The sequence below is a fragment of the Actinoplanes sp. URMC 104 genome, assembly GCF_051386375.1.
In the GTDB taxonomy this organism is placed as follows: Bacteria; Actinomycetota; Actinomycetes; order Mycobacteriales; family Micromonosporaceae; genus Actinoplanes.
In genome coordinates this window covers 1,533,064-1,557,076 of sequence record NZ_JBPQTO010000011.1, presented here as the reverse complement: position 1 = coordinate 1,557,076, position 24,013 = coordinate 1,533,064, and the positions used below count along the sequence as shown (strand labels likewise).

General features: G+C 72.7%; 25 protein-coding genes. 11 read left to right on the top strand and 14 right to left on the bottom strand.

All coding sequences use genetic code 11. The features are described 5' to 3' along the window. Positions 1-73: 73 nt before the first annotated feature. Positions 74-2,308, top strand: a complete 2,235-nt coding sequence (locus ACSNN8_RS32950) for a penicillin acylase family protein (RefSeq protein ID WP_436653888.1) — start codon at positions 74-76, stop codon at positions 2,306-2,308. Positions 2,309-2,350: 42 nt separating this feature from the next. Next, positions 2,351-3,583 carry an alpha/beta hydrolase family protein gene (locus ACSNN8_RS32945; protein WP_436653887.1) on the top strand — a complete coding sequence of 411 codons (1,233 nt, stop codon included), beginning with the start codon at positions 2,351-2,353 and terminating at the stop codon, positions 3,581-3,583. A 51-nt stretch (positions 3,584-3,634) separates the two neighbouring features. Here ACSNN8_RS32945 and ACSNN8_RS32940 read toward each other — a convergent pair whose 3' ends face one another. Continuing rightward, positions 3,635-4,348, bottom strand: a complete 714-nt coding sequence (locus ACSNN8_RS32940) for a helix-turn-helix domain-containing protein (RefSeq protein ID WP_436653885.1) — start codon at positions 4,346-4,348, stop codon at positions 3,635-3,637. Positions 4,349-4,571: 223 nt separating this feature from the next. On the opposite strand from ACSNN8_RS32940, the gene ACSNN8_RS32935 reads away from it, so the two are divergent. From ACSNN8_RS32935 to ACSNN8_RS32895, 9 genes are all read left to right on the top strand, one after another. Then, positions 4,572-5,243 carry a DUF4097 family beta strand repeat-containing protein gene (locus tag ACSNN8_RS32935; RefSeq protein WP_436653884.1) on the top strand — a complete coding sequence of 224 codons (672 nt, stop codon included), beginning with the start codon at positions 4,572-4,574 and terminating at the stop codon, positions 5,241-5,243. Positions 5,244-5,380: 137 nt separating this feature from the next. Further along, positions 5,381-6,070 carry an alpha/beta fold hydrolase gene (locus ACSNN8_RS32930; protein ID WP_436653882.1) on the top strand — a complete coding sequence of 230 codons (690 nt, stop codon included), beginning with the start codon at positions 5,381-5,383 and terminating at the stop codon, positions 6,068-6,070. Between the two features lie 67 nt (positions 6,071-6,137). Further along, positions 6,138-6,791, top strand: a complete 654-nt coding sequence (locus ACSNN8_RS32925) for a trimeric intracellular cation channel family protein (protein WP_436653880.1) — start codon at positions 6,138-6,140, stop codon at positions 6,789-6,791. 68 nt (positions 6,792-6,859) lie between these two features. Next, on the top strand, positions 6,860-7,537 hold the full coding sequence (locus ACSNN8_RS32920) for a GntR family transcriptional regulator (protein WP_436653879.1): 678 nt from the start codon (positions 6,860-6,862) through the stop codon (positions 7,535-7,537). Positions 7,538-7,583: 46 nt separating this feature from the next. Further along, positions 7,584-7,712, top strand: a complete 129-nt coding sequence (locus ACSNN8_RS32915; RefSeq protein WP_436655492.1) for a MerR family DNA-binding transcriptional regulator — start codon at positions 7,584-7,586, stop codon at positions 7,710-7,712. Positions 7,713-7,727: 15 nt separating this feature from the next. After that, entirely contained in the window at positions 7,728-8,399 is a 672-nt protein-coding gene (locus ACSNN8_RS32910; RefSeq protein ID WP_436655490.1) for a MerR family transcriptional regulator, read from the top strand. 47 nt (positions 8,400-8,446) lie between these two features. Continuing rightward, complete coding sequence (locus ACSNN8_RS32905) at positions 8,447-10,705, top strand: AAA family ATPase (protein WP_436653877.1); 2,259 nt, start codon at positions 8,447-8,449, stop codon at positions 10,703-10,705. Positions 10,706-10,752: 47 nt separating this feature from the next. Next, positions 10,753-11,478, top strand: a complete 726-nt coding sequence (locus tag ACSNN8_RS32900) for an alpha/beta fold hydrolase (protein ID WP_436653876.1) — start codon at positions 10,753-10,755, stop codon at positions 11,476-11,478. Between the two features lie 40 nt (positions 11,479-11,518). Next, positions 11,519-11,884 (top strand): nuclear transport factor 2 family protein, encoded by a 366-nt coding sequence (locus tag ACSNN8_RS32895; protein ID WP_436653874.1) that lies wholly within the window; start codon positions 11,519-11,521, stop codon positions 11,882-11,884. A 16-nt stretch (positions 11,885-11,900) separates the two neighbouring features. Here ACSNN8_RS32895 and ACSNN8_RS32890 read toward each other — a convergent pair whose 3' ends face one another. The 13 genes from ACSNN8_RS32890 to ACSNN8_RS32830 all read right to left on the bottom strand — a co-directional run bounded on the left by ACSNN8_RS32890 (position 11,901) and on the right by ACSNN8_RS32830 (position 23,912). Next, positions 11,901-12,491, bottom strand: coding sequence for a hypothetical protein (locus ACSNN8_RS32890; RefSeq protein ID WP_436653872.1), 591 nt, complete (start codon positions 12,489-12,491; stop codon positions 11,901-11,903). Positions 12,492-12,664: 173 nt separating this feature from the next. Next, positions 12,665-13,306, bottom strand: coding sequence for a DUF4360 domain-containing protein (locus ACSNN8_RS32885; RefSeq protein ID WP_436653871.1), 642 nt, complete (start codon positions 13,304-13,306; stop codon positions 12,665-12,667). 252 nt (positions 13,307-13,558) lie between these two features. Beyond that, positions 13,559-14,335, bottom strand: coding sequence for a TIM barrel protein (locus ACSNN8_RS32880; protein ID WP_436655488.1), 777 nt, complete (start codon positions 14,333-14,335; stop codon positions 13,559-13,561). Between the two features lie 2 nt (positions 14,336-14,337). Further along, positions 14,338-15,336: a sugar phosphate isomerase/epimerase family protein gene (locus ACSNN8_RS32875; RefSeq protein WP_436653870.1), complete on the bottom strand. Its 999-nt coding sequence runs from the start codon at positions 15,334-15,336 to the stop codon at positions 14,338-14,340. Next, a complete protein-coding gene (locus ACSNN8_RS32870) occupies positions 15,333-15,743 on the bottom strand; it encodes a C-glycoside deglycosidase beta subunit domain-containing protein (protein ID WP_436653869.1) in 411 nt (136 codons plus the stop codon). The genes ACSNN8_RS32875 and ACSNN8_RS32870 overlap by 4 nt, the downstream gene beginning before the upstream one ends. Further along, complete coding sequence (locus tag ACSNN8_RS32865; protein ID WP_436653868.1) at positions 15,730-16,677, bottom strand: sugar phosphate isomerase/epimerase family protein; 948 nt, start codon at positions 16,675-16,677, stop codon at positions 15,730-15,732. Before ACSNN8_RS32865 ends, ACSNN8_RS32870 begins: the two co-directional genes overlap by 14 nt. Next, the gene (locus tag ACSNN8_RS32860; protein ID WP_436653867.1) at positions 16,674-17,612 is read right to left on the bottom strand and encodes a sugar phosphate isomerase/epimerase family protein; all 939 of its coding nucleotides are present in this window, start codon (positions 17,610-17,612) and stop codon (positions 16,674-16,676) included. Before ACSNN8_RS32860 ends, ACSNN8_RS32865 begins: the two co-directional genes overlap by 4 nt. Continuing rightward, positions 17,609-18,970, bottom strand: a complete 1,362-nt coding sequence (locus tag ACSNN8_RS32855) for an MFS transporter (RefSeq protein WP_436653866.1) — start codon at positions 18,968-18,970, stop codon at positions 17,609-17,611. The genes ACSNN8_RS32860 and ACSNN8_RS32855 overlap by 4 nt, the downstream gene beginning before the upstream one ends. Further along, positions 18,967-20,472: a GMC oxidoreductase gene (locus ACSNN8_RS32850; RefSeq protein WP_436653865.1), complete on the bottom strand. Its 1,506-nt coding sequence runs from the start codon at positions 20,470-20,472 to the stop codon at positions 18,967-18,969. Before ACSNN8_RS32850 ends, ACSNN8_RS32855 begins: the two co-directional genes overlap by 4 nt. After that, positions 20,469-21,938: a GMC oxidoreductase gene (locus ACSNN8_RS32845; protein ID WP_436653864.1), complete on the bottom strand. Its 1,470-nt coding sequence runs from the start codon at positions 21,936-21,938 to the stop codon at positions 20,469-20,471. Before ACSNN8_RS32845 ends, ACSNN8_RS32850 begins: the two co-directional genes overlap by 4 nt. Continuing rightward, positions 21,935-22,315, bottom strand: coding sequence for a C-glycoside deglycosidase beta subunit domain-containing protein (locus ACSNN8_RS32840; protein WP_436653863.1), 381 nt, complete (start codon positions 22,313-22,315; stop codon positions 21,935-21,937). The genes ACSNN8_RS32845 and ACSNN8_RS32840 overlap by 4 nt, the downstream gene beginning before the upstream one ends. Continuing rightward, positions 22,315-23,295 carry a sugar phosphate isomerase/epimerase family protein gene (locus tag ACSNN8_RS32835; RefSeq protein WP_436653862.1) on the bottom strand — a complete coding sequence of 327 codons (981 nt, stop codon included), beginning with the start codon at positions 23,293-23,295 and terminating at the stop codon, positions 22,315-22,317. Before ACSNN8_RS32835 ends, ACSNN8_RS32840 begins: the two co-directional genes overlap by 1 nt. After that, on the bottom strand, positions 23,292-23,912 hold the full coding sequence (locus tag ACSNN8_RS32830) for a hypothetical protein (protein WP_436653861.1): 621 nt from the start codon (positions 23,910-23,912) through the stop codon (positions 23,292-23,294). The genes ACSNN8_RS32835 and ACSNN8_RS32830 overlap by 4 nt, the downstream gene beginning before the upstream one ends. Positions 23,913-24,013: the final 101 nt, after the last annotated feature.

Sequence of the window (24,013 nt, the reverse complement as noted above, 5' to 3'; positions counted from 1 at the left end):
CGCACCACCCGATCACCGGCAACCGACCGGCCGTCCGGCCCTGTTGATCGACGACTGGCGATATGGTGCCGGGATGACGGACCAGGAGGGTTTGAGCCGTCGCCGGATCCTCGGTGGAGCAGTGGGTGCCGCGGCCGTCGCCGCGGTGGGGCTGCCGCCGGGGGCCGCGACCGCCGCCGGAAAGGACACATCCGAGATCGCCCGCTGGCGCAGGCAGGCCGCGCGGGTGACGATCACGCGGGACGACTGGGGCATCCCGCACGTGGTCGGCCGCACCGACGCCGACGCGGTGTTCGGGATGATGTACGCCCAGGCCGAGGACGACTTCCCCCGCGTCGAACGCAACTATCTGGTGAGCCTCGGCCGGCTCGCCGAGGCCGAGGGCGAGACCGCGATCTGGCAGGACCTGCGCCAGCGGCTGTGGCTCGAGCCGGGGGAGCTCAAGCGCGACTACGCGCGCTGCCCGGCCTGGCTGCGCCGGCTCATGCAGGCCTGGGCCGACGGGCTCAACTTCTACCTCGCCACCCACCCCGAGGTACGCCCGAGCGTGCTCACCCGGTTCGAGCCGTGGATGCCGCTGAGCTTCTCGGAGGGCAGCATCGGCGGCGACATCGAGCGGGTTGCGCTCGGCGGGCTCGAGGCTTTCTACACCGGGCGTACGGTCGAGACGACCGTCGAGGAGCGCGAGCCCACGGGCTCCAACGGCTTCGCGATCGCGCCGCACCGCACCCGCGACGGGCACGCGCTGCTGCTGATCAACCCGCACACCAGCTTCTTCTTCCGCTCCGAGCAGCACGTGACCAGCGGCGAGGGGCTCGACGTCTACGGCGCCGCGACGTGGGGGCAGTTCTTCATCTATCAGGGATTCAACGCCGACGCGGGCTGGATGCACACCTCCAGCGGCGTGGACAACGTCGACGAGTTCGTCGAGACCGTGGACACCGCGAAACTCCGCTACCGGTACGGCAACCAGTGGCGCCGCATCACCACGAAGAGCGTCACGCTGACCTACCGTACGGCCGACGGCGGGCGCGCCAAGCGGACCTTCACCACGTACGCCACCCATCACGGCCCGATCGTGCGCGCGGCCGACGGCAAGTGGATCGCCTTCGCGCTGATGAACCGGCCGGTCCCGGCGCTGCAGCAGAGCTTCCTGCGCACCAAGACGCGCAACTACCGGGAGTTCGTCCGGGTCGCCGGGCTCCAGGCGAACAGCTCCAACAACACGCTGTTCGCCGACAGCAGCGGCGAGATCGCGTTCCTGGTCCCGCAGTTCATGCCGATCCGCGACGACCGCTTCGACTACCGGCGGCCGGTCGACGGCAGCGACCCGGCCACCGACTGGCGGGGCCTGCACAGCCTCGCGAGCCTGCCGCAGGCGGTGAACCCGCGGATCGGCTGGGCGTTCAACACCAACAACTGGCCGTGGACGGCGGCCGGCCCGGACAGCCCGGACGCCGAGGACTATCCGCCCTACTTCGACCAGGCCGGCGAGAACCCCCGCGGCCCCCAGGCGATCCGGGTGCTTTCCGCTCGGCGCAAGTTCACCCCCCGTACGCTCCGGGATGCTGCCTTCGACCCGTACCTGACCGCCTTCGCCCGCCTGGTGCCGCAGCTGGTGTCGGCGTGGGGCAAGCTGCCGTCCGGCGACGCGCAGCGGGCGCGGCTCGCCGAGCCGATCGACCTGCTGCGCCGGTGGGACCACCGCTGGGGCTACCAGTCGACGGCCACCTCGCTGGCCGTGTTCTGGGGCGAGGCGCTGTGGGCGCCGCTGGCCCAGGCCGCCCGCGACGCCGGCATCTCCATGTGGGACTACCTCGCCGAACGCGCCACCGACGCGCAGCGGCTCACCGCGCTCGACGAGGCGGTGAACCGGCTCACCCAGGACTTCGGCAGCTGGCGGGTGCCGTGGGGCGAGATCAACCGGTTCCAGCGCAACGACGGCGCGATCACCCAGACCTTCGACGACCGCAAGCCGAGCATCCCGGTGCCGTTCACCTCGGGTCAGTGGGGCTCGCTCGCCTCGTTCGGGGCGCGGCGCTATCCCGGCACCAAGCGCTACTACGGCACGAGCGGCAACAGCTTCGTGGCGGTCGTCGAGTTCGGTCCGAAGCTGCGGGCCTGGGCGATCACCGCGGGCGGCGCCAGCGGGCATCCCGAGTCGCCCCACTTCAACGACCAGGCCGTCCGCTACGCGAACGGCGACCTGCGGCCGGTCTACTTCTCCCCGCGCGACCTGGAGGGGCACATCGAGCGGCGCTACCGGCCGGGCGAGGTACAGCCTGCTGTACCGGCGAAAGGGGTGTGAGCCGGATCGATCTTCGCAATCCCGGGAAATAGCGTTCTTCCCATGACAGCGACGACGAACAATCTCCGCAGACTGACGGTCGGCCTGACCGCCGCCGCAGTGCTCGCCGGCGGCGTCGGGGTCGCCCACGCAGACGTCTCCGGTCCCGGTCGCGGCGACGCGCAGGCGGCCGCCGCGACCGGGCAGACCGGCTGGCAGGGCATCACCCGGGAGCAGGTCCGGATCGACTTCGGCCGCGGCTGGGTCACCAAGGCCGAACTCACCTATCCCGCCCACGCGAAGGGCCGGCTGCCGCTGGTCGTCCTGCTGCACGGCAGCGGGCACAACGACATGAACCAGACGCTGCCGGACGGCGGGGGCGCGACGTTCGTCCCGCTCGCCCAGGCCGCGAGCCGGGAGGGCTACGCGACGCTGCGCTTCAACAAGCGCGGAGTGACCGACATCGGGCCGGTGGAGAGCACCGATCCCGCGCAGCTGAACCCGAAGAACCCGTACGACCTCATCCAGCGGGACGCCGCCGCGGTGGTTCGCTTCGGCGCCCGCTCGCCGAGGGTCGACCCGTCGCGGATCGTCCTGCTCGGCCACAGCGAGGGTACGAACGTGGCCGCCAACCTGGCCGCCGCCCCGCAGCGGTTCGGCATCCCGGAGCCGGCCGGTGTGATCGCGATGGGCGTCGTCGGCAAGGACATCAGGACGCTGCTGACCCTGCAGCTCTTCGGGCGCCTGCTGCTGCAGATGCACGACGAGTTCGACGTCGACGCCGACGGCCGGCTCACGGCCCGGGAAGCGGCCGACGGCCTCGTCGGGCAGCCGAAGGAGGCCGCCGACCAGTTCCGTTCCGTGCTGCTCGACGGCAACAAGGTCAAGGCCGGCACCGACACCGACCACGACGGACGGATCGCGATCGACGCCGAGGCCGGTCCGGTGCTGCGCAAGGCCAGCGGCATCGACGACTACCCGGACACGCCCGGTCTGGAGACGCTGAAGGACTACGTCACCGACATCGCCCGCTTCCCGACGGTGACCGAGGCCCTGCCCCGGTTCTCCGGCCCCACGCTGCTGCTCAACGGCGAGAACGACCTGCAGACCCCGGCCCGGGCGGCGCTGGCCGCCGACGCCGCCGTCGCCGCGGCCGGCAACCGGGACCACAAGGTGATCATCTATCCGGGCATGGCGCACACCATGAACATCACGCCGAAGTTCCGCCCCGAGTTCGGCGAGCCCGACCGCCAGGTCGTCACCGACATCCGCGCGTGGCTCCGCTCGCACCGCTGACGGGCCACGACCCACGGGCGGCCGCCGATCCGGCGGCCGCCCGCGACGCTGTCAGACGGGCTTGGTGTGCAGAATCTCGCGGGCCTGGTCCGCCGCGCGGGCGATGCTCTGCGAGACGAAGTCGACGAAGCGGGCGATGTTCTCCAGGCGGGCGGCGGCCGGGGTGCCGGGGCCGAGGATGGGCACACCCTGCCGGGCGACCTCCCCGAGATGGGCGGTGGATCGGGCGCTGGCCATCACCGATTGGTACAGCACGTCGTCGTCGACCACGTAGCGTTCGCGGCGACGTTCGTCGCGTTCGCGGCGGATCAGGCCCTGGCTGTCGAGGAACGCGACAGCCTTGGAGACCGATCCCGGGCTGACCTGCAGTCGCCGGGCGATCTCGACGGCCGTGAGGCTGCCGGCGTCGGTGGTGTACAGCCCCGCCAGCGTCCGGGCCGCCATCCTGGGCAGGCCCGACTGCGTGAAGATGGCGGCGAACGTCTCCTCGTACGCGCGCAGGGCGTCGGTGTCCCGCCCGTCGGCCGGCCGGGGTGGGGCAGGCGGCCCGGGCGCGGCTCTCACCCGGCGGCGGGCGCGGCGTTCGGTGGCGTGATGGGCCAGGTCGGCACGGTACGCGCCGGGACCGCCGTTGCGCATGACCTCCCGCGTGACGGTCGAGGTCGGACGGCCGAGCCGCCGGGCGATCTCCGCGTAGGCGAGGCCGTCGGCCAGCCCCGAGGTGATCTGCTGGCGTTCCTGCTGGGTGAGCCTGCCGCCGGGCATCGCGGCCTCCTTCACGGTCGGCGACGGACGTCACCTTAGCGTTCACTTCACATTCATTGCAACGAACAGGGTGCCTTGTATTGCGTTGCATCCACGCTCATTGCAATGATTATCGGCTTCTGAGCAGCCAATATGACCTTCGTGCGTGACAACGACGTTGCCCGAACTGAAAAGGCAACGTAGCTTTTCCGTTGTCAGAAACAATCTTCACGAAGGAGCTCCCATGCCGAACTTCGCCACCCCCGCCCCCGTCTCGGCCGTGCTCGCCCTCCCCGCCGGGCGGATCCAGGTCGTCGCCGCCGAGCGGACCGACACCACGGTCGAGATCCGGCCCGCGGACGCCACCAAGGGCCGCGACGTGAAGGCCGCCCAGCGCATCGAGGTCGCATACGCCGAAGGGGTTCTGCGCATCGAAGCCGCGGAGCCGGCCGGCCGGCTGGTCGGCTCCTCCGGACACGTCGAAGTGACGGTCCAGCTGCCCGCGGGTTCCCGCGTCGAGGTCACGGCGGCCACCGCCGAGCTCCGGGGCGTCGGACGGCTCGGCGACGTCAAGGTCGAGAGCGCGAACGGCTCGATCACGCTCGACGAGGCCGCGAGCGCCCGGCTGAGTCTGCAGGCCGGTGACGTGAGGGTCGGCCGGCTGGGCGGGCCCGCCGAGATCAGCACCCGCAAGGGCGACCTGAGCATCGCCGAGGCCGTCGGCGGCACCGTCACGCTGAGCACCGAACACGGCAACATCTCGGTCGGCGCCGCCCGCGGCACCTCCGCGACGTTGGACGCCGGCACCGCCTTCGGCCGCATCCACAACACCCTCGACAACTCCGACGGAGCGGCTGCCGCCCTGACCGTGCACGCCACCACCACCCACGGCGACATCACCGCCCGCAGCCTGTAGCCCGAAGGCTGAGGGCACAGACGATCGTCGTTGCCATCGACCGGCGGCGTGCAATATATTGCATGCCGAGGCGGTGATCGCCGGCTCATGTGCCCGCTCCGCGGCAACGGCGGCGCGGCGACGAAAGGGGATGCCTCATGAGCACCATCAAGAACGTCGTGCTGGTGCACGGCGCGTTCGCCGACGGGTCGGGCTGGCGCGGCGTGTACGACAACCTGACGGCCCGCGGCTATCGGGTCACGATCGTGCAGAACCCGCTCACCTCGCTCGAGGACGACGTCGCCGCCACCACGCGAGTGCTCGACCTGCAGGACGGGCCGGCGATCCTCGTCGGCCACTCCTGGGGCGGCACGGTGATCACCGAGGCGGGCGTCCACCCCAAGGTCGCCGGGCTGGTCTACGTGTCGGCGCTGGCCCCCGACGCGGGCGAGACCACCGCCCAGCAGTACGAGGGATTCGCCGAGACGCCGGACTTCGTCATCGACGTCCGCGAGGACGGCTACGGCTTCATCAAGCACGACAAGTTCCAGGCCGGGTTCGCCGCGGACGCCGGCGACGCGGACGCGGCCTTCCTCCGGGACTCGCAGGTGCCCATCAACATGTCGGTGTTCTCGACGGCGGTGAAGAACGCGGCCTGGCGCGACAAGCCGAGCTGGGCCGTGATCGCGACCGAGGACAGGGCGTTCGACCAGGCGATGCTGCAGCACATGGCCGAGCGCATCGGTGCGCAGGTCACGAACGTCTCGGCCAGCCACGCCCTGTTCGCGACCCAGCCCGGTGTCGTCTCCGACGTCATCGTGACCGCCGCGCAGAGTGCGGCTCGCTGACACGCCGCCCGGGCCGGCTCGCACGCCTCGCGTGAGCCGGCCCTTCATCCCGCCGGAGTGTGACCGCATGTCCCTCGCGCCGTTCCAGGTGACGCTGTGGATCGAGCTTCTCGCCGCCGGGCTCGGCGGCCTGCAGGGCGCCCTGTTCGCGGCCGGGGACAAGCATCGCCGCATCGACGTGCTCGGCGTCATCGTGATCGGGCTCGCGGTCTCGCTCGGCGGCAGCCTGCTGCGCGACATCGTGCTCGACCGGCCACCCGTCGTGATCTGGATGAACTGGTACCTGTTGGTGGCCGCCGCCTCGGCCGTCCTGGGCATGGTGCTGCAGCCGGTGTTCGCGCGGGCGGACTGGCTGATCACCGTGCTCGACGCGGTCGTGATGGGTCTGTTCGGCGCGATCGGGGCGTCGAAGGCCCTGTCTCTCGGGGTGGGCGAGGCCGGGGCGCTGGTCGTCGGGGTCATCGGCGCCATCGGAGGCGGGATGCTGCGCGACGTCCTCCTGAACCTGCCGATCTCCTTCCTGCACGTCGGCACCCTCTATGCGGTCGCCGCCGGGACGGGGGTCGGCGTGCTCATCCTGCTCGCCCAGTTCGGCACGCCGATCCTGGTCGCCGGCATCGCCTGCACGGTGGTGACCACATCCGTACGGCTGGCCGCCATCCGCTTCCGCTGGACCTTTCCCGAGCAGCGTGCGGTGGGCCGGCCGCGTCTCCGCCGCTGACCCGCCGACCGGCCGGCCGGGGGTGGCTTTCGTTGACTCGTGCCTCTCGTCCGTGTGTAATATGTTGCATGCCGGTTCCCTCGCATATGGGTGCGATCCCACGATCACTGCTGCGGGAGAACGCCTACCGGTCGATCCGGGACGCGATCGTCGACGGCACGCTGGCCCCGGGGGAGCGGCTCAACGACGTCGAGCTGGCGCAGTGGCTCGGCGTGAGCCGGACCCCGGTGCGGGAGGCGCTGACCCGGCTCGAGGAGGCCGGCCTGGTGCAGACCAAGCCCGGCCGCTACACGATGGTGAGCCCGCTCGACGCCCGCGCGGCGCGAGCCGCGCAGACGGTCACCGCCGCCATGCACGAGCTGGCCGTACGGGAAGCGGTCCCGCACCTGTCCGCCGAGGAGATCGAGGCCATGCGGGCGGCCAACGCCCGTTTCGCTGCGGCCCTTCAGGCCCACGACGTCGATGCGGCCATCGCCTCGGACGACGAGTTCCACGGCGTCGCGGTGACGGCCTCGGCCAACCCCGCCCTGCGTACGGTCGTCGACCAGTTCACGCCGGTGCTGCGACGGCTGGAGCGGCTGCGGTTCTCGTCGCTCGACGGCCGCTCCTCGGTGGCGCTGCACGAGCGCATCATCGCGTTGTGCGAGGCCCGCGACGCCGAGGGCGCGGCGGCCGCCGCCCGCGACAACTGGATGAGCCTCGACGAGGTCTTCGACCTGGAGGAGAACGCCGACCGGCCGCAGTGACCGCTGACCGGCTGGGCGCCGACGAGGCCGGAGGAACACGGTGACGATGCGCAACGGCCTGACCATCGGCGAGTTCGCCACGCTCAGCCACCTGAGTGTGCGCACCCTGCGCCGCTATCACGGGGCCGGATTGCTCGAGCCGGCGGCGGTGGACCCGTTCACCAACTACCGGTAGTACCGGCCCGACCAGATCGGCACCGCGCAGGTCATCCATCGGCTCCGCGAGCTGGACATGCCGCTGGCGGAGGTCAAGTCGATCCTCGCGACCGACGACCCGGAGCGGCGCGCCGAGCTCGTCGCCGGTCATCTGCGGCGGCTGGAGGCCGAGCTCGACCGTACGCGAGCCGCCGTCGTGTCGCTGCGCCGGCTGCTGCGTCCGGACGTGGCGCAGCTCGACGTCGACCTGCGCTCGGTTCCCGCCCGTTCCGTGGCGGCCATCAGCACGCCGGCCGTCCGGCTCGAGGAGGCGGTCGGCTGGTTCGACACCGCGCTGGACGAGTTGGACGCGGCCTTCCCGCCCGCCGAGCGCACCGGGGCGCCCGGTGGGCTCTACACCAACGAGCTGTTCACCGAGGGCCGCGGCGCCATGACCCTGTTCCGGCCGGTTCACCGGCCGCGTTCCGGTGGCCGGATCGAGACGGTCACCCTGCCGGCCGCCGATCTGGCGGTGGCCGTGCACGCGGGCCCGCACGACGACATCGACGTCACCTACGGCCGGCTGGGCGCCTGGGTGGTCTCGCAGGCCCTCGGCGTCGACGGTCCCGTCCGCGAGACCTATCTGGTCGGTCCGCGGGACACCGCCGACAGCCGGCGATGGCGCACCGAGATCGGCTGGCCGGTGTTCCGTCTGACCCCGGCCTGACGAGCGCGGCACGGCACGCCGACACGGGACGGACCTAAGCTCGGGACATGGTCGGACGCCGTCGCGAGCTCGCCGCCGTGCAGCGGCTGCTGGACCGGGCGGTCGCCGGCGCGGGTGGTTGCCTGACCGTGGTGGGCCCGGCCGGGTCGGGAAAGACGATGCTCGCCGACGCCGCGGCGGAGCTGGCCCGGCGGCAGGGGTTGCCGGTGGTCCGGGCCGGGGCGCCCGGCGGACCGGGCGCCCGGCTGGTGATCGTCGAGGACCGCGACCCGGCCGCCGGGACGGCGGATGTCGACGAGCTGGTCACGGATGGCGCCGCAGTGCTGGTCACCAGCACCGGAGCAGTGGGGTCCGCCCCGAAGCTCTTTCTCGCCCCGCTGACCGAGGCGGAACTGGCCGTCCTGCTGCCCGGGCGGCCGCGCGCGACCGTGCACGCGATGTGGTTGCTCACCGCGGGGTGGCCCGGCCCGGTCCTCGATCTCGCGGCGGCCGTGCCGGTGGACTCCGGGGCGGAGGCGGTCGTGGAGCTGGCCCTCGTGACGCCGTCCCGGGGCGAGTTCCTCGCGGTCGACACGGCGCTGATCCGGCTGCTGGAGGACGCCGCGTCGCAGGCTCTGCCGCCGGACGTCCGGGCCCGTGTGCTGGTGCGGCTGGCCGCCGAGCTCCTGGGCGATCCGTCCTCTGTGGCGCGTCGCCGCGAGCTCGCCGACGAGGCGGTCCGGCTCGCCCGGCTCGCCGACGACCCACGGATCCTGGCCGAGGTGCTGGATGGGCGGCTGCACGCGTTGTGGGACCCGGCCGCGGCCGCCGAGCGGTTGTCCACCGCGTCCCGGATCGTCGACCTGGCCCGCCGGGCCGGGGAGGCGGCTCTCGAGCGGCGCGGGCTGTTCTGGCGCTTCACCGCCCTCGTGGAGCTCGGCGACCTGGACGCGGCGGAGGCCGCCCTGGTGGCGTACGCGCGGGCGGGGGAGCGCGACGGGGATCCGCAGTCGGCGGTCGTCGCGCTGTCGCGGCAGGCGGTGCTGGCGCTGATCCGCGGCCGCCTCGACCTCGTGGAGGCGCTCGCCGCCGAGGTGGCCGAGGCGGGCCGCCGGGTGGGGCTGGCCGACACCGCCCGGCTCACCGCGTCGCTCCGGGGCCGGCTGGCGTTGCTGCGCGGCGAGGCGGCCGGTCAGGTCGAGCCGTTGCAGGCGCTCGCCCGGCGACTGCCCGGGCACTTCTTCGAGGCGACCGCCGCCCGTGCGCTGGCCGAGGCCGGCCAGGTCGCGCAGGCGCTGCTGGAGGTGGACCGCCTGCTGCCGGCGGTGCTGGCCGGCGCCGGGCCGCGCTGGACCGGCGCCGTGGCCGACCTGGCCCTGGTCGCGTCGCTCGGCGCCGACCGCGGTGCTGCCCGTGCCCTCTACGACGCGCTCCTTCCGTACGCCGGTCGCCTGGTCGTCTGGGGCGGGGCGAACACGGTCACCGGGCCGGTCGACGACTACCTCGGCCGGCTCGCCGCCCGGCTGGGCCGCTCCGACGAGGCGCGGGCTCACTTCGACAAGGCGATCGCCCTGGAGGAGCGCCTCGGCGCGCTGCCGTGGCTGGCAGCCACCCTCGCCGCCCGGGGCGACCGGGCACGGGCTGCGGCGATCGCCACGAGGCTGGGCCTGGCGGCGGCGGCCACGGAGCTGGGCGCGGTGGGGGCCGTCGCGGAGCTGGGCCCGGCGGGGGCCGTCGCGGCGCTGGGCCCGGTGGGGGCCGGCGCGGACGGCGGCCGGCCGAGCGCCGACGTGTGGCGGCTGGAGCGCGACGGCGACGACTGGGTGATCGACGCGGGCCGGGAACGCGCGCGCCTGCGCGACGTGCGAGGGCTGCACCATCTGCGCACCCTGCTGGCCAACCCGGGGCGGGACATCCCCGCCCTGGATCTCGTGGCGGGCGGGGCCGGGCTCGTCGCGGCCCCGCCCGCACCCGTGCTGGACACCGCGGCCCGTGCCGCCTTCCGCAAGCGGCTCGACGACCTGGCCGGACAACTGGATGCCGCGGACCGCGCCGGCGACGTCGAGCGCGCCACGAGGCTGGCTGCGGAGCGGCAGGCGCTGGTGGGCGAGCTGCGGCGGACCGCCGGTCTCGGGGGCCGTGCCCGCCGGCCCGGCGCCGAGGCGGAACGCGCGCGGGTCAACGCGACGCGTGCCCTCCGCGCGGTGCTCACCCGGCTGGAGGCCCTCACCCCGCTCGCCGCGGCACACCTGCGCGCGTCCGTGCGTACCGGCAGCTCCTTCCGCTATGCGCCGGCCGCGGGCGGCCCGGTGCGCTGGCGCGTGTGACCACGGCCACGAACAAGTTGTTCCCCGACGAGTTACGCCTTCCGGGTATGACGTCTCCCCTCGTTCTCCTCCACGGGCTCACCTTCGACCGGCGGCAGTGGGAGCCACTGCGCCGGGAGATGGCGGCGGTGGACGCCGACCGGGTGATCCTCGCGCCGGACCTGCCGGGCCACGGCACCGCCCCGGCCCGGGCCTCGTACCGCCTCGAGGAGGTCGCCGAGGTGCTGCACAGCCAGATCACGGCTGCGGCCCTGCCCGAGCCGCCCACCGTGGTGGGCCACTCCCTGAGCGGGGTGATCGCGACCGTGTACGCCGCCCGCTACCCCACCCGCGCCGTCGTCAACCTCGACCAGCCCCTGCTGCCCGGTCCCTTCGGCGCCCTGGTGCGCGCGGCGGAGCCGGAGCTGCGGGGACCGGGCTGGCGCAAGGTGTGGGAACGCCTGGTGGCCGGCATGGGGATCGAGGCGCTCGAGGGCGAGGCGAGGCGCCTCGCGGAGGCCTCCGAGCCACGGCCCGAGCTCCTCCTGGGCTACTGGGACGAGCTCCTGCACGGCACGGACGAGCAGCTCCGCGCGGACCGCGAGAGGGACCTGCGGAGGATCGGCGAGAGGGGCATCGGCTATCGGTGGGTCACCGCCGCCGAACCGCTGGCCTCCTATGTCGACTGGCTGACGGCGATGCTGCCCGCGACGGCCGTCACGGTGTGGCCCGGGAGCCATCTGCCGCACCTGGAGCGACCGCGCGAACTCGCACGGCTGCTGTCCACCCAATGATCTTGACCCTCTCCCGGGGGGAGACCCGAGGGTGGGGGACATGGACACGACATCGAGCCGCGGCGCCGGCCTCACCTGGAACGAGTTGCCGGCCGCCGTCACCACGTATCTCCCCGCGCACCAGGCGCACGACACGACGACAGCGATCGGCGTCTTCGCCGTCGACGCCGTCGTGACCGACGAGGGCCGCACCTACCACGGCCGGGACCAGATTCGGGGCTGGCTGGACAAGTCGTCCAGCGAGTACACGTACACCACCGAGTTCGCCGGCGCTTCCCGCGACGGCGAAGCCCGGTGGGACGTGGTCCAGCACCTGGAGGGGAACTTCCCGGGCGGTACGGCCGACCTGCACTACCGTTTCACCCTCGACGGCGACCGGATCACCCGCCTGGTGATCGAACCGTAGGCGCCCCCCGGCCTGATCAGGGCCGGAGGTCGTCGAGAACGTCCCCGAGGACGGCCTTGAGCTGGTCGGCCTGCCCGGTCAGGTCGGCCTCGTCGCGCACCGGCCGGGCGAGGGGCACGTTCGCCGAGATGTAGGCGTTGCCCGACCAGGTGGCCGCGAGAACGGTCGGCTTCGTCCGGTCCGCGGACTTGTCGGCGATGGCGAACCCGCCGTCCCCGATGCCCGGCAGCTCGACCATCAGGTTTCCGGCGGAGCGGACGGCCAGCTCGGCGGTGTTCGTCTTGTCCGACCAGTCCCGCCTCTCCGGGTGCGCCCGGTCGATCTCGATCGTGACGAAGAGCTCGGGTACGGGGCCGGAATCGCCGTAGCCGCAGCTGACCTCGTACGACGTGGCGTCGTCCGAGCCGTTGGCGTTGCCGAACGGCCCGTCGGTGATCCGTGTTCGCCCCGACACGGTGGGGCAGCCGCCCTCGACCGACTTCCAGGCCGCCGCCCGCGACGGGGTGGGCGACGCGTCGCTGCTCGCCCCGGGCGAGGCCGTCGTGGCCGGGTCGCCGCAGGCGCTGACCAGAAGAACTGCCGCAAGGAAACCCCGCCGCCCGCGCATGTACGTCCTTCCACCGCTTGAAGATCACGCATTCTGGCACGGGCGCGGTGAAAGGGCGGCGTTCCCCCGCGACGGAACGGTCCCGGACGCGTCTGGCACCGTTCCGTCGAGAGCGCGGGGCGGACCCGCACGAGTGCGGCCGCTCCGGTCAGCGGGAGATGAGCGGAAGAACGTCAGCACTTCTTCCAGGCGACGTGGTAGACGGTGTCGAGGTTGCCGTCGGTGGAGTCCATGGTGAGCATGCTGGTCGTCTTCTTCTTGTCGGACCAGCCGGCGTTGACGCGCAGCTCGGTGTTGACGTTGAGGTAACGCTGCTCGCCGCAGGGCAGGAACGACAGCGAGCTGACGCCGATCTTGTCGGTGCGCTGCCAGTCGCCGTCGACCGGGCCGGTGAACGTGTGCCGGCTGCGGCTGGTGTGCGATTCGCCCTGGAAGTAGTAGAACGCCGTCTGCGTGGCGGAGGCCCCGCGCTCGAGGTGGGCGAAGCCGCGGTAGTCGGTGCTGGCGATGGCGTACGTGTAGCCCTGCGGCACGCGCACGTTCAGCGCGAGCTGGCAGTTCTTGCGGAAGTCGGTGGGCTTGGCGCCGACGCCGACCTGCGCGGTGAACTCGCTGTAGGTGACGGTGAACGCCTTGTTGTCCGGCGACACCGTGACGTCCGCGGTGCCCCACGGGCAGCCGGAGCCGTTCGCCGCGACCACGTCGATGACCATCTCGTCGTTCGGCAGCGGCGCCGTGAACTCGGCAGCGGCCGGGGCGGCGGTGGCGGCGAGCGCGGCGGCCACGGTGGCACCGAGGGCAAGGGCTTTCAGCATGGTGGTCCTTCCGATAGGGGCGGTGTGATCACCGCAGGCGTAATGTACGTTTCATCACCTTCGTTCCCGGGGGAAGACTCGCCACGACGATCCCGTTCAGGACGGTTTTGGGCCGCTTGGTTGATCAAGGCATGGCCCGACCGGCCATCGGCTCACGACGGACGGCCGACACCGGCCCGCATACGGGCCAGGCGATGCCGGCTCGTATGCGGGCGGTCGGGCCGTGAGGCGCCGCGGGGGAGTGGTGGGGCGTCAGGCGCGGGCGGCTGCCGCGCGGATGTGGGCGGTCGACGCTGCCGACTCGGTGGTCGGGAAGTACTCGAGGCCGATCGGACCGTCGTAGCCGGCGCGGCGCAGGGCCGCGAGCTGAGCGGGCCAGTCGAGGCTGCCGCTGCCCGGCTCGCCGCGGCCCGGGACGTCGGCGATCTGCACGTAGTCGACCAGCGGTCCGGCGTCGGCCAGCACCGTGGCGGGGTCCTCGGACTCGGTGACGGAATGGTAGAGGTCGTACAGGATGCCGAAGGACGCCGCGTTCACGGCGCGGGCGACGGCGACGGCCTCGGCCGTACGGTCGAGCAGGGCGCCCGGGTGATCGACGCGGGTGTTGACCGGTTCCAGCACCAGCTTGACGCCGGAGCCTTCGGTGCGGGCCACGGCCTCGGTGAAGACCTCGACGAGCCGTTCGAGGTTCTGCGCGCGTTTGGCGCCGGGGAAGCCGATGCCCGAGCCCAGCACGATGCGGGGGGAGCCGAGCGCCCGCGCGTTCTCGACCCCGCGCCGGAGCCCGTCGAAGAAAGGCTGCAGGTCGGTGCCGGGCAGCGTGAAGTTGGTGCGCGGCTCGGCGAGCACCGAGGTGAGCATGATCCCGGTGTCCGCCAGAGCCTTCGCGAGCGCGGGCACGTCCTTGTCGAAGGTGCCCCACATCTCGACGGCGTCGAAACCTGCGGCCGCCGCGGCGCGGACGCGGTCGGCGGGATCGGGACCGGCCTCGGTGAAGAGCAGGTCGATGTTCGGGGACAGCTGATACATGGTCACCCCACAAGAGCGATGGATCGGCGGATGAGGTCGTGGTGCCGGCGGACGAGGTCGACGGGATCGGCCTCGTCGAGGTCGGCGAAGGCGTGCCCTTCCCACTCGCTGGAGAAGAAGCCGGAGTAGCCGCCCCGGACGAACTCGCCGACCAGCGCGGGATAGTCGATGGCCGGCTCGTTGCCGTCCTCGTCGATGTCGTAGAACTTCGCGTGTACGTGGACGATCCGCGGCATGATGTCGGACCACTCGCGCGGGTCGACGTGGCCGTGCATGTTGAACGCGAGCCGTGCGAACGAACCGAGCGATTCGGGCGCGATGCCGCGGGTGTGCAGGTAGTCCACGAACTCGCCGTGCCGAGCGTTGATGTCGGCGTCGGTGGCCCAGATCTCCTGCAACCGGTCGAGGTCCTGCGGCTCGAGGCCGAGCCTGGCCAGCTTGCGCAGCAGCGTCGGCGACATGCGGCGCATGGTCGAGCTGAAGTCGGCGACGAAGCCCAGCCGCGGCGAGTCGATCTCGTCGTACAGCTCGCGGATCTCGAGCACCTTCGGCGAGTTCGGCCCCAGCGGGGCGTGGATCTCCCAGCCGAGCGTCAGGTCGAGCTCCTCGACCAGCGGCATCAGCCGGCGGATCAGCGACGGCTTCGCGCTCTGGATGCGGACCAGCCCGAAGCCGAGGGCGCGGGCGCTGCGGAACTGCGCGACCGTGAACTCGTACTCCTCGTCGTCGGTCATGTCGCGGTCGCGGCGCCGGCCCATGTCGAGGTTGCAGCCGAACGAGCTCGGCACCAGACCGTGCCGGTCGAAGGCGTCGCGCCACTCGCGGACGAACTGCTCGGTGACGGTCGGGTAGGTGCGCAGCGTCTGCGACGCGACGATCTCCACGCCCGGGCCGATGCCGGCCTTGGCGACCGTCTCGAGCTCCCCGGCCAGGTCGAAGCGCCGCGCGGCCCACTCGCTGGTGAGCGAGTAGAGGGTGAGGCCCAACTGGATCCCGGTCATCGGTCAGCTCCCAGCGTGACGAGGGTGCGGCGGGTGGCGGCGTGGTTGGTGACGTACTTCTGCGGGGCGATCTGCATGTACGGCAGGCGCAGGTCGACGGTCACCTCGACGTCGACGTGCTGTCCCGCGGCGGCCGGCGCGTCCAGCGGGACGACCAGGGTCAGGCGGTCCTGGATGAACCACAGCACGTCCCACTGCTCGGGCAGCTCGTCGATGCGGTACGTGTGCCCGTCGAGCTCGGCGCGCAGCCGCTCGGCCGGGATCGGCTGCCCGTCGACCGCGACGGCGATGTCGCTCACGCTGGACAGCCAGAGGCTGCGGTACCAGGGCAGGGTCACCGCGATCGCGAGACCGTCGGGGTGGGTGGTCAGACTGTCGTGGGTCAGGACGGTGTCACCGGTTGCCATGTCGCTCCCATCCGAGTTCGTGCTGCAGGAACCAGCTGTTGAGCATCGCGAGCTCCGCCGGGTTGCCGCCGTGGTCGCTCTCGACCACGACCCAGCCGGGGTGGTCGTGCTCGCGCAGGGCGTTCACGAAGCCCTTGACGTCGACGAGGCCGCCCTCGGTGCCCAGCTCGTGGAACCAGCGCTCGATCCGCCGCCCGCCGCCGCCGCGCAGCATCGTCGTCTCGGCGCCGGGCATCAGGTACTCCTGGCCCGTGTCGGCGTACCGGGTGTCCTTGAGGTGCACGTGGGTGACGCGGTCGTGATGGCGGCGGTAGAACGCGACCGGGTCGATGCCGCCGATCGTGAGCTCGGCGGTGTCCAGGGCGAGGCCCACATCCGTGGCGGCCAGCAGCGATTCGAGCTGCGCCTCGGTGTGCACCGCGCCCAGGCAGTCGTAGTGCAGGGCGACGTCGACGCCGAGCTCGCCCACCCGGTTCCACAGGTCGCCGATGCGCTTGAGGGCCTCGTCGTCCACCGGCGGGCTCATCCACGCCGACCCGGCCGGGCGCACCACGAGCGTCGTGGCTCCGATCGCGGCGAGGAAGTCGGCGAACGGCTTGGCGGACTCGACGATCGCGTCGTGGTCGGCCGGGTTCGCGGTCGACCGGAAGGCCCAGCCCTCCTCCTCGACCGGCTGACCCGGGTCCCAGAACATGCTGGAGACGCCCCGGATCGCGCAGCCGCGCAGGAACTCGAGGAAGCCGGCCGGGCTGCCGTGGTTGAGCAGGATCGTCTCGGGCCGGCCCAGGTTGTCCCAGCGGCCCGTCCCGGCGGCCAGCTCGACGTGGTCGAAGCCGCACGCCGACACGGTCTTCAGGGCGCGTTGCTGGTCCTCGTGGCGCACGAACACGTCCATGCGCACGTTCCACTGGTTGAGCGCGTAAGCCCACCTCATGCCGCCACCTCCTGCAGCACGTTGTCGATGTACCACTTGGCCACGCAGGTCGCCTCGGCGTAGCTGCCGCCGCCCAGCTCGGCCTTGTCGTGCTCGACCGTGAGCCAGCCGTCGTAGCCCGACGCGACGATCTCGCGCATCAGGGCGGGGAAGTCGACCAGGCCGCCCTCGGTGCCCATCTCGTAGAACCACCGCGTCGTGCCGGGCGCCATCAGCTCCGGATCGGGCGGGGTCCGGTACGCCTCCTCGGTGTCCACGGTGTGCGTGTCCTTGAAGTGGAAGCCGGTGCAGCGGTCCCGGTAGTCGCGGAACATCTGCAGCGGGTCCACGCCGGCGATCGTGTGCTGGGCCGTGTCGCAGAAGAAGTGCACCAGCGCCGGATCGGTCTCCGCGAAGAACAGGTCGAGCTGCTCGCGGGTGCGGATGGCTCCCCAGAACTCGAAGTGGCACGTGGTCTTCATGCCGTGCTCAAGCGTCATCCGGCCGACCCGGTTCCACAGGTCGGCCATGATCTTGATCTTGTCGTCGGTGACCGGCTCGACCTGGAAGTAGGTGCTGGTGGGCATGACGATGAAGTTCTCGACCGCCAGACCCTCCACCGCCCGTACGGTGGCCTCGCAGTCGGCGAAGATGCGGTCGTGCGTCTCGCGCACGTGCGGGGCGGTGTACCGGGTGGCGTACGGATAGGCCGAGAAGATGCCGGTGATCTTGTCGAAGCCGTGGTCCTGGAGGAAGCGCTCGAAGCCCGCCACCGACCCGTACAGGCCGGCGAGCATCGGCAGGTAGAAGAAGAACGTGTCGAAGCCCTTGAAGCCGAGCGCCGACAGCTGCTTGACGTAGCGGTCCATGTGGGCGCGGTTGAACGACGGGGGCTGCGGCCCCTGCGGCGTCTCGGTCACCCAGTGGTCCATGTAGGACCACTTGTTCCAGGTCATGTCGGATTCCTTCCGGGGAGAGCGAAAGACAGGAAACAGGCGGCGGCAAGCAGCCCGGCGCCGAGCAGCAGCCCGGCGCCGGTCGACCCGGCCACGCTGGCGACGGCGACGAGCACGGCCAGCCCGACCGCGCCGCCGACCTGCCGCGAGGCGTTGAGCAGCCCGGACGCCAGCCCGGCCCGTCCGGCAGGCAGCGCCGAGGTGGCGGTCACCGTCAGCGGCAGCCCGGAGGCGCCCAGACCGGCCATCACCAGCACGAGCGGCCCCAGCACGGTCCAGCCGTAGCTGCCCTCCGGCCCGATCCGCGACATCCAGACCAGCCCGGCCACGGCGACCAGCGACCCGATCACGAACAGCCGCCGCGACCCCAGCCGGTCGATGCCGAGCGACGCCGCCCGGGCGCCCAGCGCGATGCCGAGCGCACCCGGTGTCAGGGCCAGCCCCGCGGTCAGCGGGTCCATCCCGAGTTCCTGCTGCAGGTGCAGGCTGAGGAAGAACATGGTGGCCGGCAGCACGCCGCCGGCCAGCGCGGAGAGCCCGTTGGCGGCAGTCACCGCGCGGATCCGGAACACCGAGAGCGGCACGATCGGCTGCGGCGCCCGCCGCTCGAGGCGGACGAACAGCAGCGCCGCCGCGACGGCCAGCGTCAGGCATGCCAGCGCGCCGGCCGACAGCGGGCCGTGCTCCTCGGCCAGAATCACGGCCGAGACCAGGGCCGCGGTGCCCACGGTCACGGTCGCCGAGCCGGGCAGGTCCAGGCGTCCCCCGGCCGGCGCCGCCGCCGACGTCATCGCCCAGGCGGCCGCCACCACCAGGACGACGCCCAGCGGCACGTTGACGAAGAAGACCCACCGCCAGCTCAGCAGGCCGGTCAGGACGCCGCCGATGATGCCGCCGAACGCGCCGCCCGCGGCCGCCGCGGCGGTGAGCAGGCTGAGCGCCCTGGCCCTCGTACGCGGCTCGGTCAGCCCCCTGGTGACCAGCGTCAGCGTCGTGGGCACCAGCACCGCCGCGCCCACGCCCTGCACGAACCGGGCCGCCACGAGGTGCCAGCCCTCGGCGGCGAGACCGCACACCAGGCTCGCGACCGAGAACACCAGCAGCCCGCCCAGGAAGGCCCGCTTGAGTCCCCACAGGTCGCCGACGCGGCCGCCGAGCAGCAGGAAGCCGGCGAACGTCAGCGTGTAGCTGCTGACCACCCACTGCAGCCCGGTCGCCGACAGGGCGAGGCTCTGCTGCAGGGGCGGCAGCGCGACGTTGACGATCGAGGCGTCCAGCACGCACACGAACTGCGCCGCGCACGCGATGGCGAGCAACGCGCGCGGATGCCGGGTGACGGCCTCGACGACGGCGGTCATCGGCCGGTCAGCTCCGCGGCCAGCGCTGCGGCACCGCGCACGGCCAGGGCCACGCTGGTCAGGGTCGGGTTGCAGGAGTTGGCGGTGGGGATGAGCCCGTTGCCGGCGAGCACCAGGCCGGGCACGCCCCAGACGCGCGACTCGGGATCGCAGACGCTGGTGCCGTCGTCGGCCGGGCCCATGCGGACCGTGCCCATGTAGTGCAGCGAGCTGCCGGCCGGCATCACCTTGGGCATGCCGTCCACGAAGGAGCCGAGCGCGGCGGCGGCGCGGGCCTGGTGGGCGCGGGCGCGTTCGAGCTCGGCCCGTTCGCGGTCGGTCAGCTCGTAGGCGATGCGGATGCCGGGCAGGCCGTTCTCGTCGGGCTCGTCGTCGGCGAAGGTCAGCCGGTCCTCCGGGCGGGGCCACTTGCGCACGCCCCAGCCCATCCCGGCGTACCCGGCGGGGTTGTCCTTGGCGGGGCTGCCGTCGGGCAGCGGGACCGGGCAGATCGGGCTGAACATGATCTGTGCGTGGTAGGGATGCTTCTGCTCGTCGAAGCCGATCGACACCACGGCCCGGATGGGGTCCACCGGCGCCACCGTGCCTTCGCGCGGCGGCACGGCGTCCCGGCGGAGCGCGACCACGCCGAACAGCAGCGGGTGCTCGGTCAGGTAGCGGCCGAGCGCCGCGGGGCGGATGCCCGACGCCCACAGCAGTTGCGGGGTGCGCAGGGCGTCCGCCGCGACCACCACGGCGTCGGCGTGCACCTCCTCCTCGGCGCCGGTGCGCTGGTCGCGCAGCACCGCGCCGGTCACGCGGGCGCCGTCGTGTTCGCCGTCGCGCAGGATCCGTACGCAGAGGGTCTCGGGAAGAAGCGTGAACCGGGAGTCGTCGAGCACGGGCGCGAGGACGACGTCGGTGCCGCTCCAGCGCAGCGTGCCGTCGGGACGGGGATCGGCCGCGACGGGCAGCGGGCGGACCGCGAGGCCGTCGGGCGCGAACTCCTTGCCGAGCAGCTCCAGGATCGCCGACGCCTGCGGGGAGTCGCCGAACGCGGCCTTGGTGGTGTGCAGCAGGCGCTCCGCCTCGGTGATGTGCTGCTCCCACTCGTCCGGGTCGAGGAAGCCGATCCGCTCGCTGCCGACCGGCCGGGGGGTCGCACACGTCCAGTGCACGCCCTGCCCGCCGACGCAGGCCGACGCCGCGGCGGCGGGCATGCCGGGGGAGCCCTCGGCGGCGCGACCGACGAGGAAGGTGCCCTGGCGGGCGGTGACCGTGCCCTCGACGACCACGCCGCCGGGGATGCCGGAGACGCCGCTCTCGGTGTGGCGGCCCTGCGACGCCAGCCGTGCCCGGGCCTGGCGGTCCGGGTCGTGGATGTTCTTGACGTTGGTGCCCGGCGGGTCGGACACGACGGGACCGGCCTCCACCATCAGCACGGTGACGTCGGGCCGGGCCTCGAGCAGCCGGCGGGCGTACGTGGCGCCGGTCGGCCCGCTGCCGACGATCAGGACCTTCACTCGGGAGCCTCCTGGGGGACGAGCGCGCGGGCGGTCAGCACGCCCAGCGCGACGGCGGTCAAGGTCGGGTTGCAGGCGGTGGCCGTCGGGATGACGTTGTTGCCGCCCACGTAGACGTTGGCCGTGCCCCAGACGCGGCCGGTCGGGTCGCACACACTGGCGCCGTCGTCGGCCGGGCCCATCCGGGTCGTGCCCTGGTAGTGCAGCGAGCTGCCGGCGGGCAGCACGAACGGCTCGCCGAGCGGGCGGCCCAGCGCCTTGGCGGCGGTGCGCAGCTCCTCGACCGCCGCGGCGATGGTTGCCTGGTCCGCCTCGGTCAGGGCGTAGTCGATCCGGATCGCCGGCATGCCGTGCGCGTCGGGGTCGGCGTCGTCGAACCACACCCGGTCGTCCGCGGACAGCTCCTTGCGGCAGAACCAGCCGAGCCCGACGACCTGGCCCGGCCGCACGGTGACGCCGGGGTCCAGCTGCACCGGCGAGGCGTCCATCTGCATGACCTGGCCGTGGAACGGCCGGTCGGCGGCGTAGGGCACCCAGGACACGCCGGACAGCGGCACGATCGGCCCGCCGCCCGGCGCGGTGGCCGACTGGCCGGAGGGCCTCGGCGCGGGCGCGACCGGTCCGGTCGCGTGCAGCAGGGCCGCGGTCATCACCTGCGGCTGGTCGTTGAGATAACGGCCGAGCGCCCGCGGCCGGATGCCGGAGGCCCAGAGCAGCTGCGGCGTCCGGAAGGCATCGGCGGCCACGACCACCGCGCCCGCCTCGACGACGCTGCGCGCACCGGAGGCGACGTCCACGACCTCGACCCCGGTGGCCCGGTCGCCGTCGAGCCGGATCCGCCGCGCGAGCGTGCCCGCCCGCAGGACGACGTTCGGCCGCTCCCACAGGTCGCCCGCGATCACCGCGGGGCCGGTCCAGTGCAGGTCGCCGTCGCCGGAGACCGCCACGGCCACCGGCATCGGCCCGACCGGGCGCCGGCCGGGCCGGTCGAAGACCTCGCTCAGCACCTCGAGCACCGTGTCGCGCAGCGGCGCCCCGTCGAAGGCGTGCGTGGTGACCGACAGCAACTCCTCGGCCCGGGTGAGCGCGTCGTCGAGCACACCGGGGTCGAGGAAGCCGGGCCGCTCGTCGTCGCCCGGCCGGGGGCAGGCGGCCGTCCAGTGCGCGCCCATGCCGCCGACGTTGGTCGAGACGGCCGCATTGGGCATGGCCGGGGTGCCGATCAGCGCGGTGCCGGGCCGCGCCGGGGTGGCGCCGGGCGGCGGTTGGGCCCCCGCGGGAAGCACAGCCAGCGCGGCGTCGGCGTCGGCGATGTTCTTCACATGGCCGCCCGGCACCGCGCCGAGGGCCGGCCCGGCCTCCAGGACGAGCACGCGCAGGGCCGGCGCCCGGTCGGACAGCTCCCGCGCCACGGCGGTGCCGACCGGGCCGGAGCCGACCACCACGACGTCGTACGCGGCGCTCATGACGCGGCGAGCGTGAGGCGCTTGCTGTCGCGGCCACCGCCCGGGACAGGCATGTAGGAGATCCGCAGCCGGACGACCACGGTGACGTCGTGCTCGCCCGGCGCGAGCGGTGCGCCGGTGTCGAAGCTCAGCTGGGCGCGCTCGCCCATCTCCCAGCGGTCGTCGGTCACGGTGGGCAGTTCGGCGAAGGTGTACGTGTTGCCGTGCACCGTGAACGTGGTGCGCGAAGCCGGCACCGGCTCGCCGTCGAGCACGAGGTCGACCGCCTCCACCATGGACAGCGTGAGCCCCCGGTAGTACGGCATGCGGACCTCGACCACCCCGCCCGAGCCGGCGGCCCGGAAGCCCTCCTCGCAGACGATGTACTTGTCGAACATCAGGCTTCCTCTCCGAGCAGGCGGGCGAACATGGCGTGCTGACGGCGGACCTGCTCGACGCTGTCCACCGGATAGATGTCCTGGATGTGGCGGTTGCCCTCGTACTCGCTGGACAGGTAGCCGTCGAAGCCGCCCTCGGCGAGCACGGGCACGATCTCGTCGTACGGGATGGAGTACTCGTCGCCGTCGCCGGTCATCTCGTAGAACTTCGCCTGGATGTGGCCGATGAGCGGCATGTGCGGCAGCATCGCCTTGGGCTCGGACCAGATGTAGTGGGTCGCCTGCCGCGCGAGTCCGAAGTCGACGGGCCCCCCGCCGCGGTAGTTCACGATGTCCATCAGCGCGTGGGTGTCGCCGTGGTCGTCGTAGGTCTTGACGATGAGGTCGACCAGTTCCGGCTTCGCGCCGTCGCGCAGCGCGCGCTCGCTGACCACGCGCGGGAAGCGCTTGACGAAGGTGCCCATGTCCGGCATCAGTCCGAGCGCCGGCGATCCGGTGCGGTGCATGACCTCCAGGTGCTGCAGGATCCACGGGTGCGAGTAGTGGAACGGCGCGTGCACCTCCAGCAGCAGCCGGACGCCCTTCTCCTCGGCGTACGGCGCGGCGCCCTCCATGACCTCCGGCGGGGTGTTGATGATGGCCCGGATGACCTTCGCCCCGAGCCGTACGGCGATGTCGATGTCGCGGCGCACCGAGGCGATCTGCTCCTCGAGGGTCAGCCGGCGGTCCGGGTGCAGCTTGGTGTCGAGGAACAGGTCGGTGGCCACCGGCGTGGTGCCGTACTTGTCCATCCAGGCGAACCAGTCGGCGACGAACTCGTCGGTGAGCTCCGGGAAGCCGGGGATCGACTGCTCGGGGATGATCTCGATGCCGCGCGCGCCGATCTCGCCGGCGACGCGGATGCAGTCCTCCAGCGACAGCGTCCGCAGGAAGTACTCCTCCTGGAACGAGTAGAGGCTCACGCCCCGCTTGATGGTCATGCGACGGTCCTTCCTTTGCGGTGGTCGACCCAGTGCGGCAGGTCCCAGGGCCGGGCGAGGGCTTGCTTCAGGCGTACGGCGAGGTCGTCGCGGCCGGGCAGCGGCGAGAGCCTGCCGTCGGGTCGGGTGTAGACGCGGCAGCCCAGCGCGGGCGGGCTGCCGTCGGCGAACAGGTCGGCGCCGCCGACGTGGAAGGTCGGCGAGCCGGGGAAGCCGTCCTCGGCCGTACGGACCTCGCGCTCGACGACGTGCACGTCGGCCCGGCCCGCGTCGGCGAGCACGCCGCGCAGCAGGTCGGCGGCCTCGTCGTGCGACGGGCAGCCGGCCCACCAGAGCAGCTCGACACGCCACTTGAGCGAGCAGCCGGCCGGCGAGGTGATCGGCCGTTCGACCTCCCGGCCGGCGAGCACCGCATCGAGCGCGTCGCGCACCCAGCGGGCGTTCTGCGCCGGGTCGTCGTAGTCGCCGTCGGGGGCGCCGTGGTAGCGGACCGTGCCGGAACGGTCGACGACGAAGACCTCGGGCGTCGCGGTCGCGCCGTACGCCCGGGCCACGGCCTGGGTGGCGTCGTGCAGGAACGGGCCGGCGAGCTCGCCGTCCGCGACCCGCTTCGCCATCCCCCGGCCGAGTCCTGCGGGTGACCGGCGTCGTCGTTGCTCACGATCTGCAGCAGGAGAATGTCCGGATAGTCGCGCGCCAGGGCCTGGATCCGGTCGTG

Coding starts and splice junctions, on each gene's coding strand:
- ACSNN8_RS32950 (WP_436653888.1), top strand. CDS start 74: ATGACGGACCAGGAGGGTTTGAGCCGTCGCCGGATCCTCGGTGGAGCA.
- ACSNN8_RS32870 (WP_436653869.1), bottom strand. CDS start 15,743: ATGGCAACCGGTGACACCGTCCTGACCCACGACAGTCTGACCACCCAC.
- ACSNN8_RS32875 (WP_436653870.1), bottom strand. CDS start 15,336: ATGACCGGGATCCAGTTGGGCCTCACCCTCTACTCGCTCACCAGCGAG.
- ACSNN8_RS32930 (WP_436653882.1), top strand. CDS start 5,381: ATGAGCACCATCAAGAACGTCGTGCTGGTGCACGGCGCGTTCGCCGAC.
- ACSNN8_RS32935 (WP_436653884.1), top strand. CDS start 4,572: ATGCCGAACTTCGCCACCCCCGCCCCCGTCTCGGCCGTGCTCGCCCTC.
- ACSNN8_RS32865 (WP_436653868.1), bottom strand. CDS start 16,677: ATGAGGTGGGCTTACGCGCTCAACCAGTGGAACGTGCGCATGGACGTG.
- ACSNN8_RS32890 (WP_436653872.1), bottom strand. CDS start 12,491: ATGCGCGGGCGGCGGGGTTTCCTTGCGGCAGTTCTTCTGGTCAGCGCC.
- ACSNN8_RS32920 (WP_436653879.1), top strand. CDS start 6,860: ATGCCGGTTCCCTCGCATATGGGTGCGATCCCACGATCACTGCTGCGG.
- ACSNN8_RS32830 (WP_436653861.1), bottom strand. CDS start 23,912: ATGGCGAAGCGGGTCGCGGACGGCGAGCTCGCCGGCCCGTTCCTGCAC.
- ACSNN8_RS32880 (WP_436655488.1), bottom strand. CDS start 14,335: ATGTATCAGCTGTCCCCGAACATCGACCTGCTCTTCACCGAGGCCGGT.
- ACSNN8_RS32835 (WP_436653862.1), bottom strand. CDS start 23,295: ATGACCATCAAGCGGGGCGTGAGCCTCTACTCGTTCCAGGAGGAGTAC.
- ACSNN8_RS32945 (WP_436653887.1), top strand. CDS start 2,351: ATGACAGCGACGACGAACAATCTCCGCAGACTGACGGTCGGCCTGACC.
- ACSNN8_RS32895 (WP_436653874.1), top strand. CDS start 11,519: ATGGACACGACATCGAGCCGCGGCGCCGGCCTCACCTGGAACGAGTTG.
- ACSNN8_RS32940 (WP_436653885.1), bottom strand. CDS start 4,348: ATGCCCGGCGGCAGGCTCACCCAGCAGGAACGCCAGCAGATCACCTCG.
- ACSNN8_RS32885 (WP_436653871.1), bottom strand. CDS start 13,306: ATGCTGAAAGCCCTTGCCCTCGGTGCCACCGTGGCCGCCGCGCTCGCC.
- ACSNN8_RS32915 (WP_436655492.1), top strand. CDS start 7,584: ATGCGCAACGGCCTGACCATCGGCGAGTTCGCCACGCTCAGCCACCTG.
- ACSNN8_RS32855 (WP_436653866.1), bottom strand. CDS start 18,970: ATGACCGCCGTCGTCGAGGCCGTCACCCGGCATCCGCGCGCGTTGCTC.
- ACSNN8_RS32925 (WP_436653880.1), top strand. CDS start 6,138: ATGTCCCTCGCGCCGTTCCAGGTGACGCTGTGGATCGAGCTTCTCGCC.
- ACSNN8_RS32900 (WP_436653876.1), top strand. CDS start 10,753: ATGACGTCTCCCCTCGTTCTCCTCCACGGGCTCACCTTCGACCGGCGG.
- ACSNN8_RS32860 (WP_436653867.1), bottom strand. CDS start 17,612: ATGACCTGGAACAAGTGGTCCTACATGGACCACTGGGTGACCGAGACG.
- ACSNN8_RS32840 (WP_436653863.1), bottom strand. CDS start 22,315: ATGTTCGACAAGTACATCGTCTGCGAGGAGGGCTTCCGGGCCGCCGGC.
- ACSNN8_RS32905 (WP_436653877.1), top strand. CDS start 8,447: ATGGTCGGACGCCGTCGCGAGCTCGCCGCCGTGCAGCGGCTGCTGGAC.
- ACSNN8_RS32845 (WP_436653864.1), bottom strand. CDS start 21,938: ATGAGCGCCGCGTACGACGTCGTGGTGGTCGGCTCCGGCCCGGTCGGC.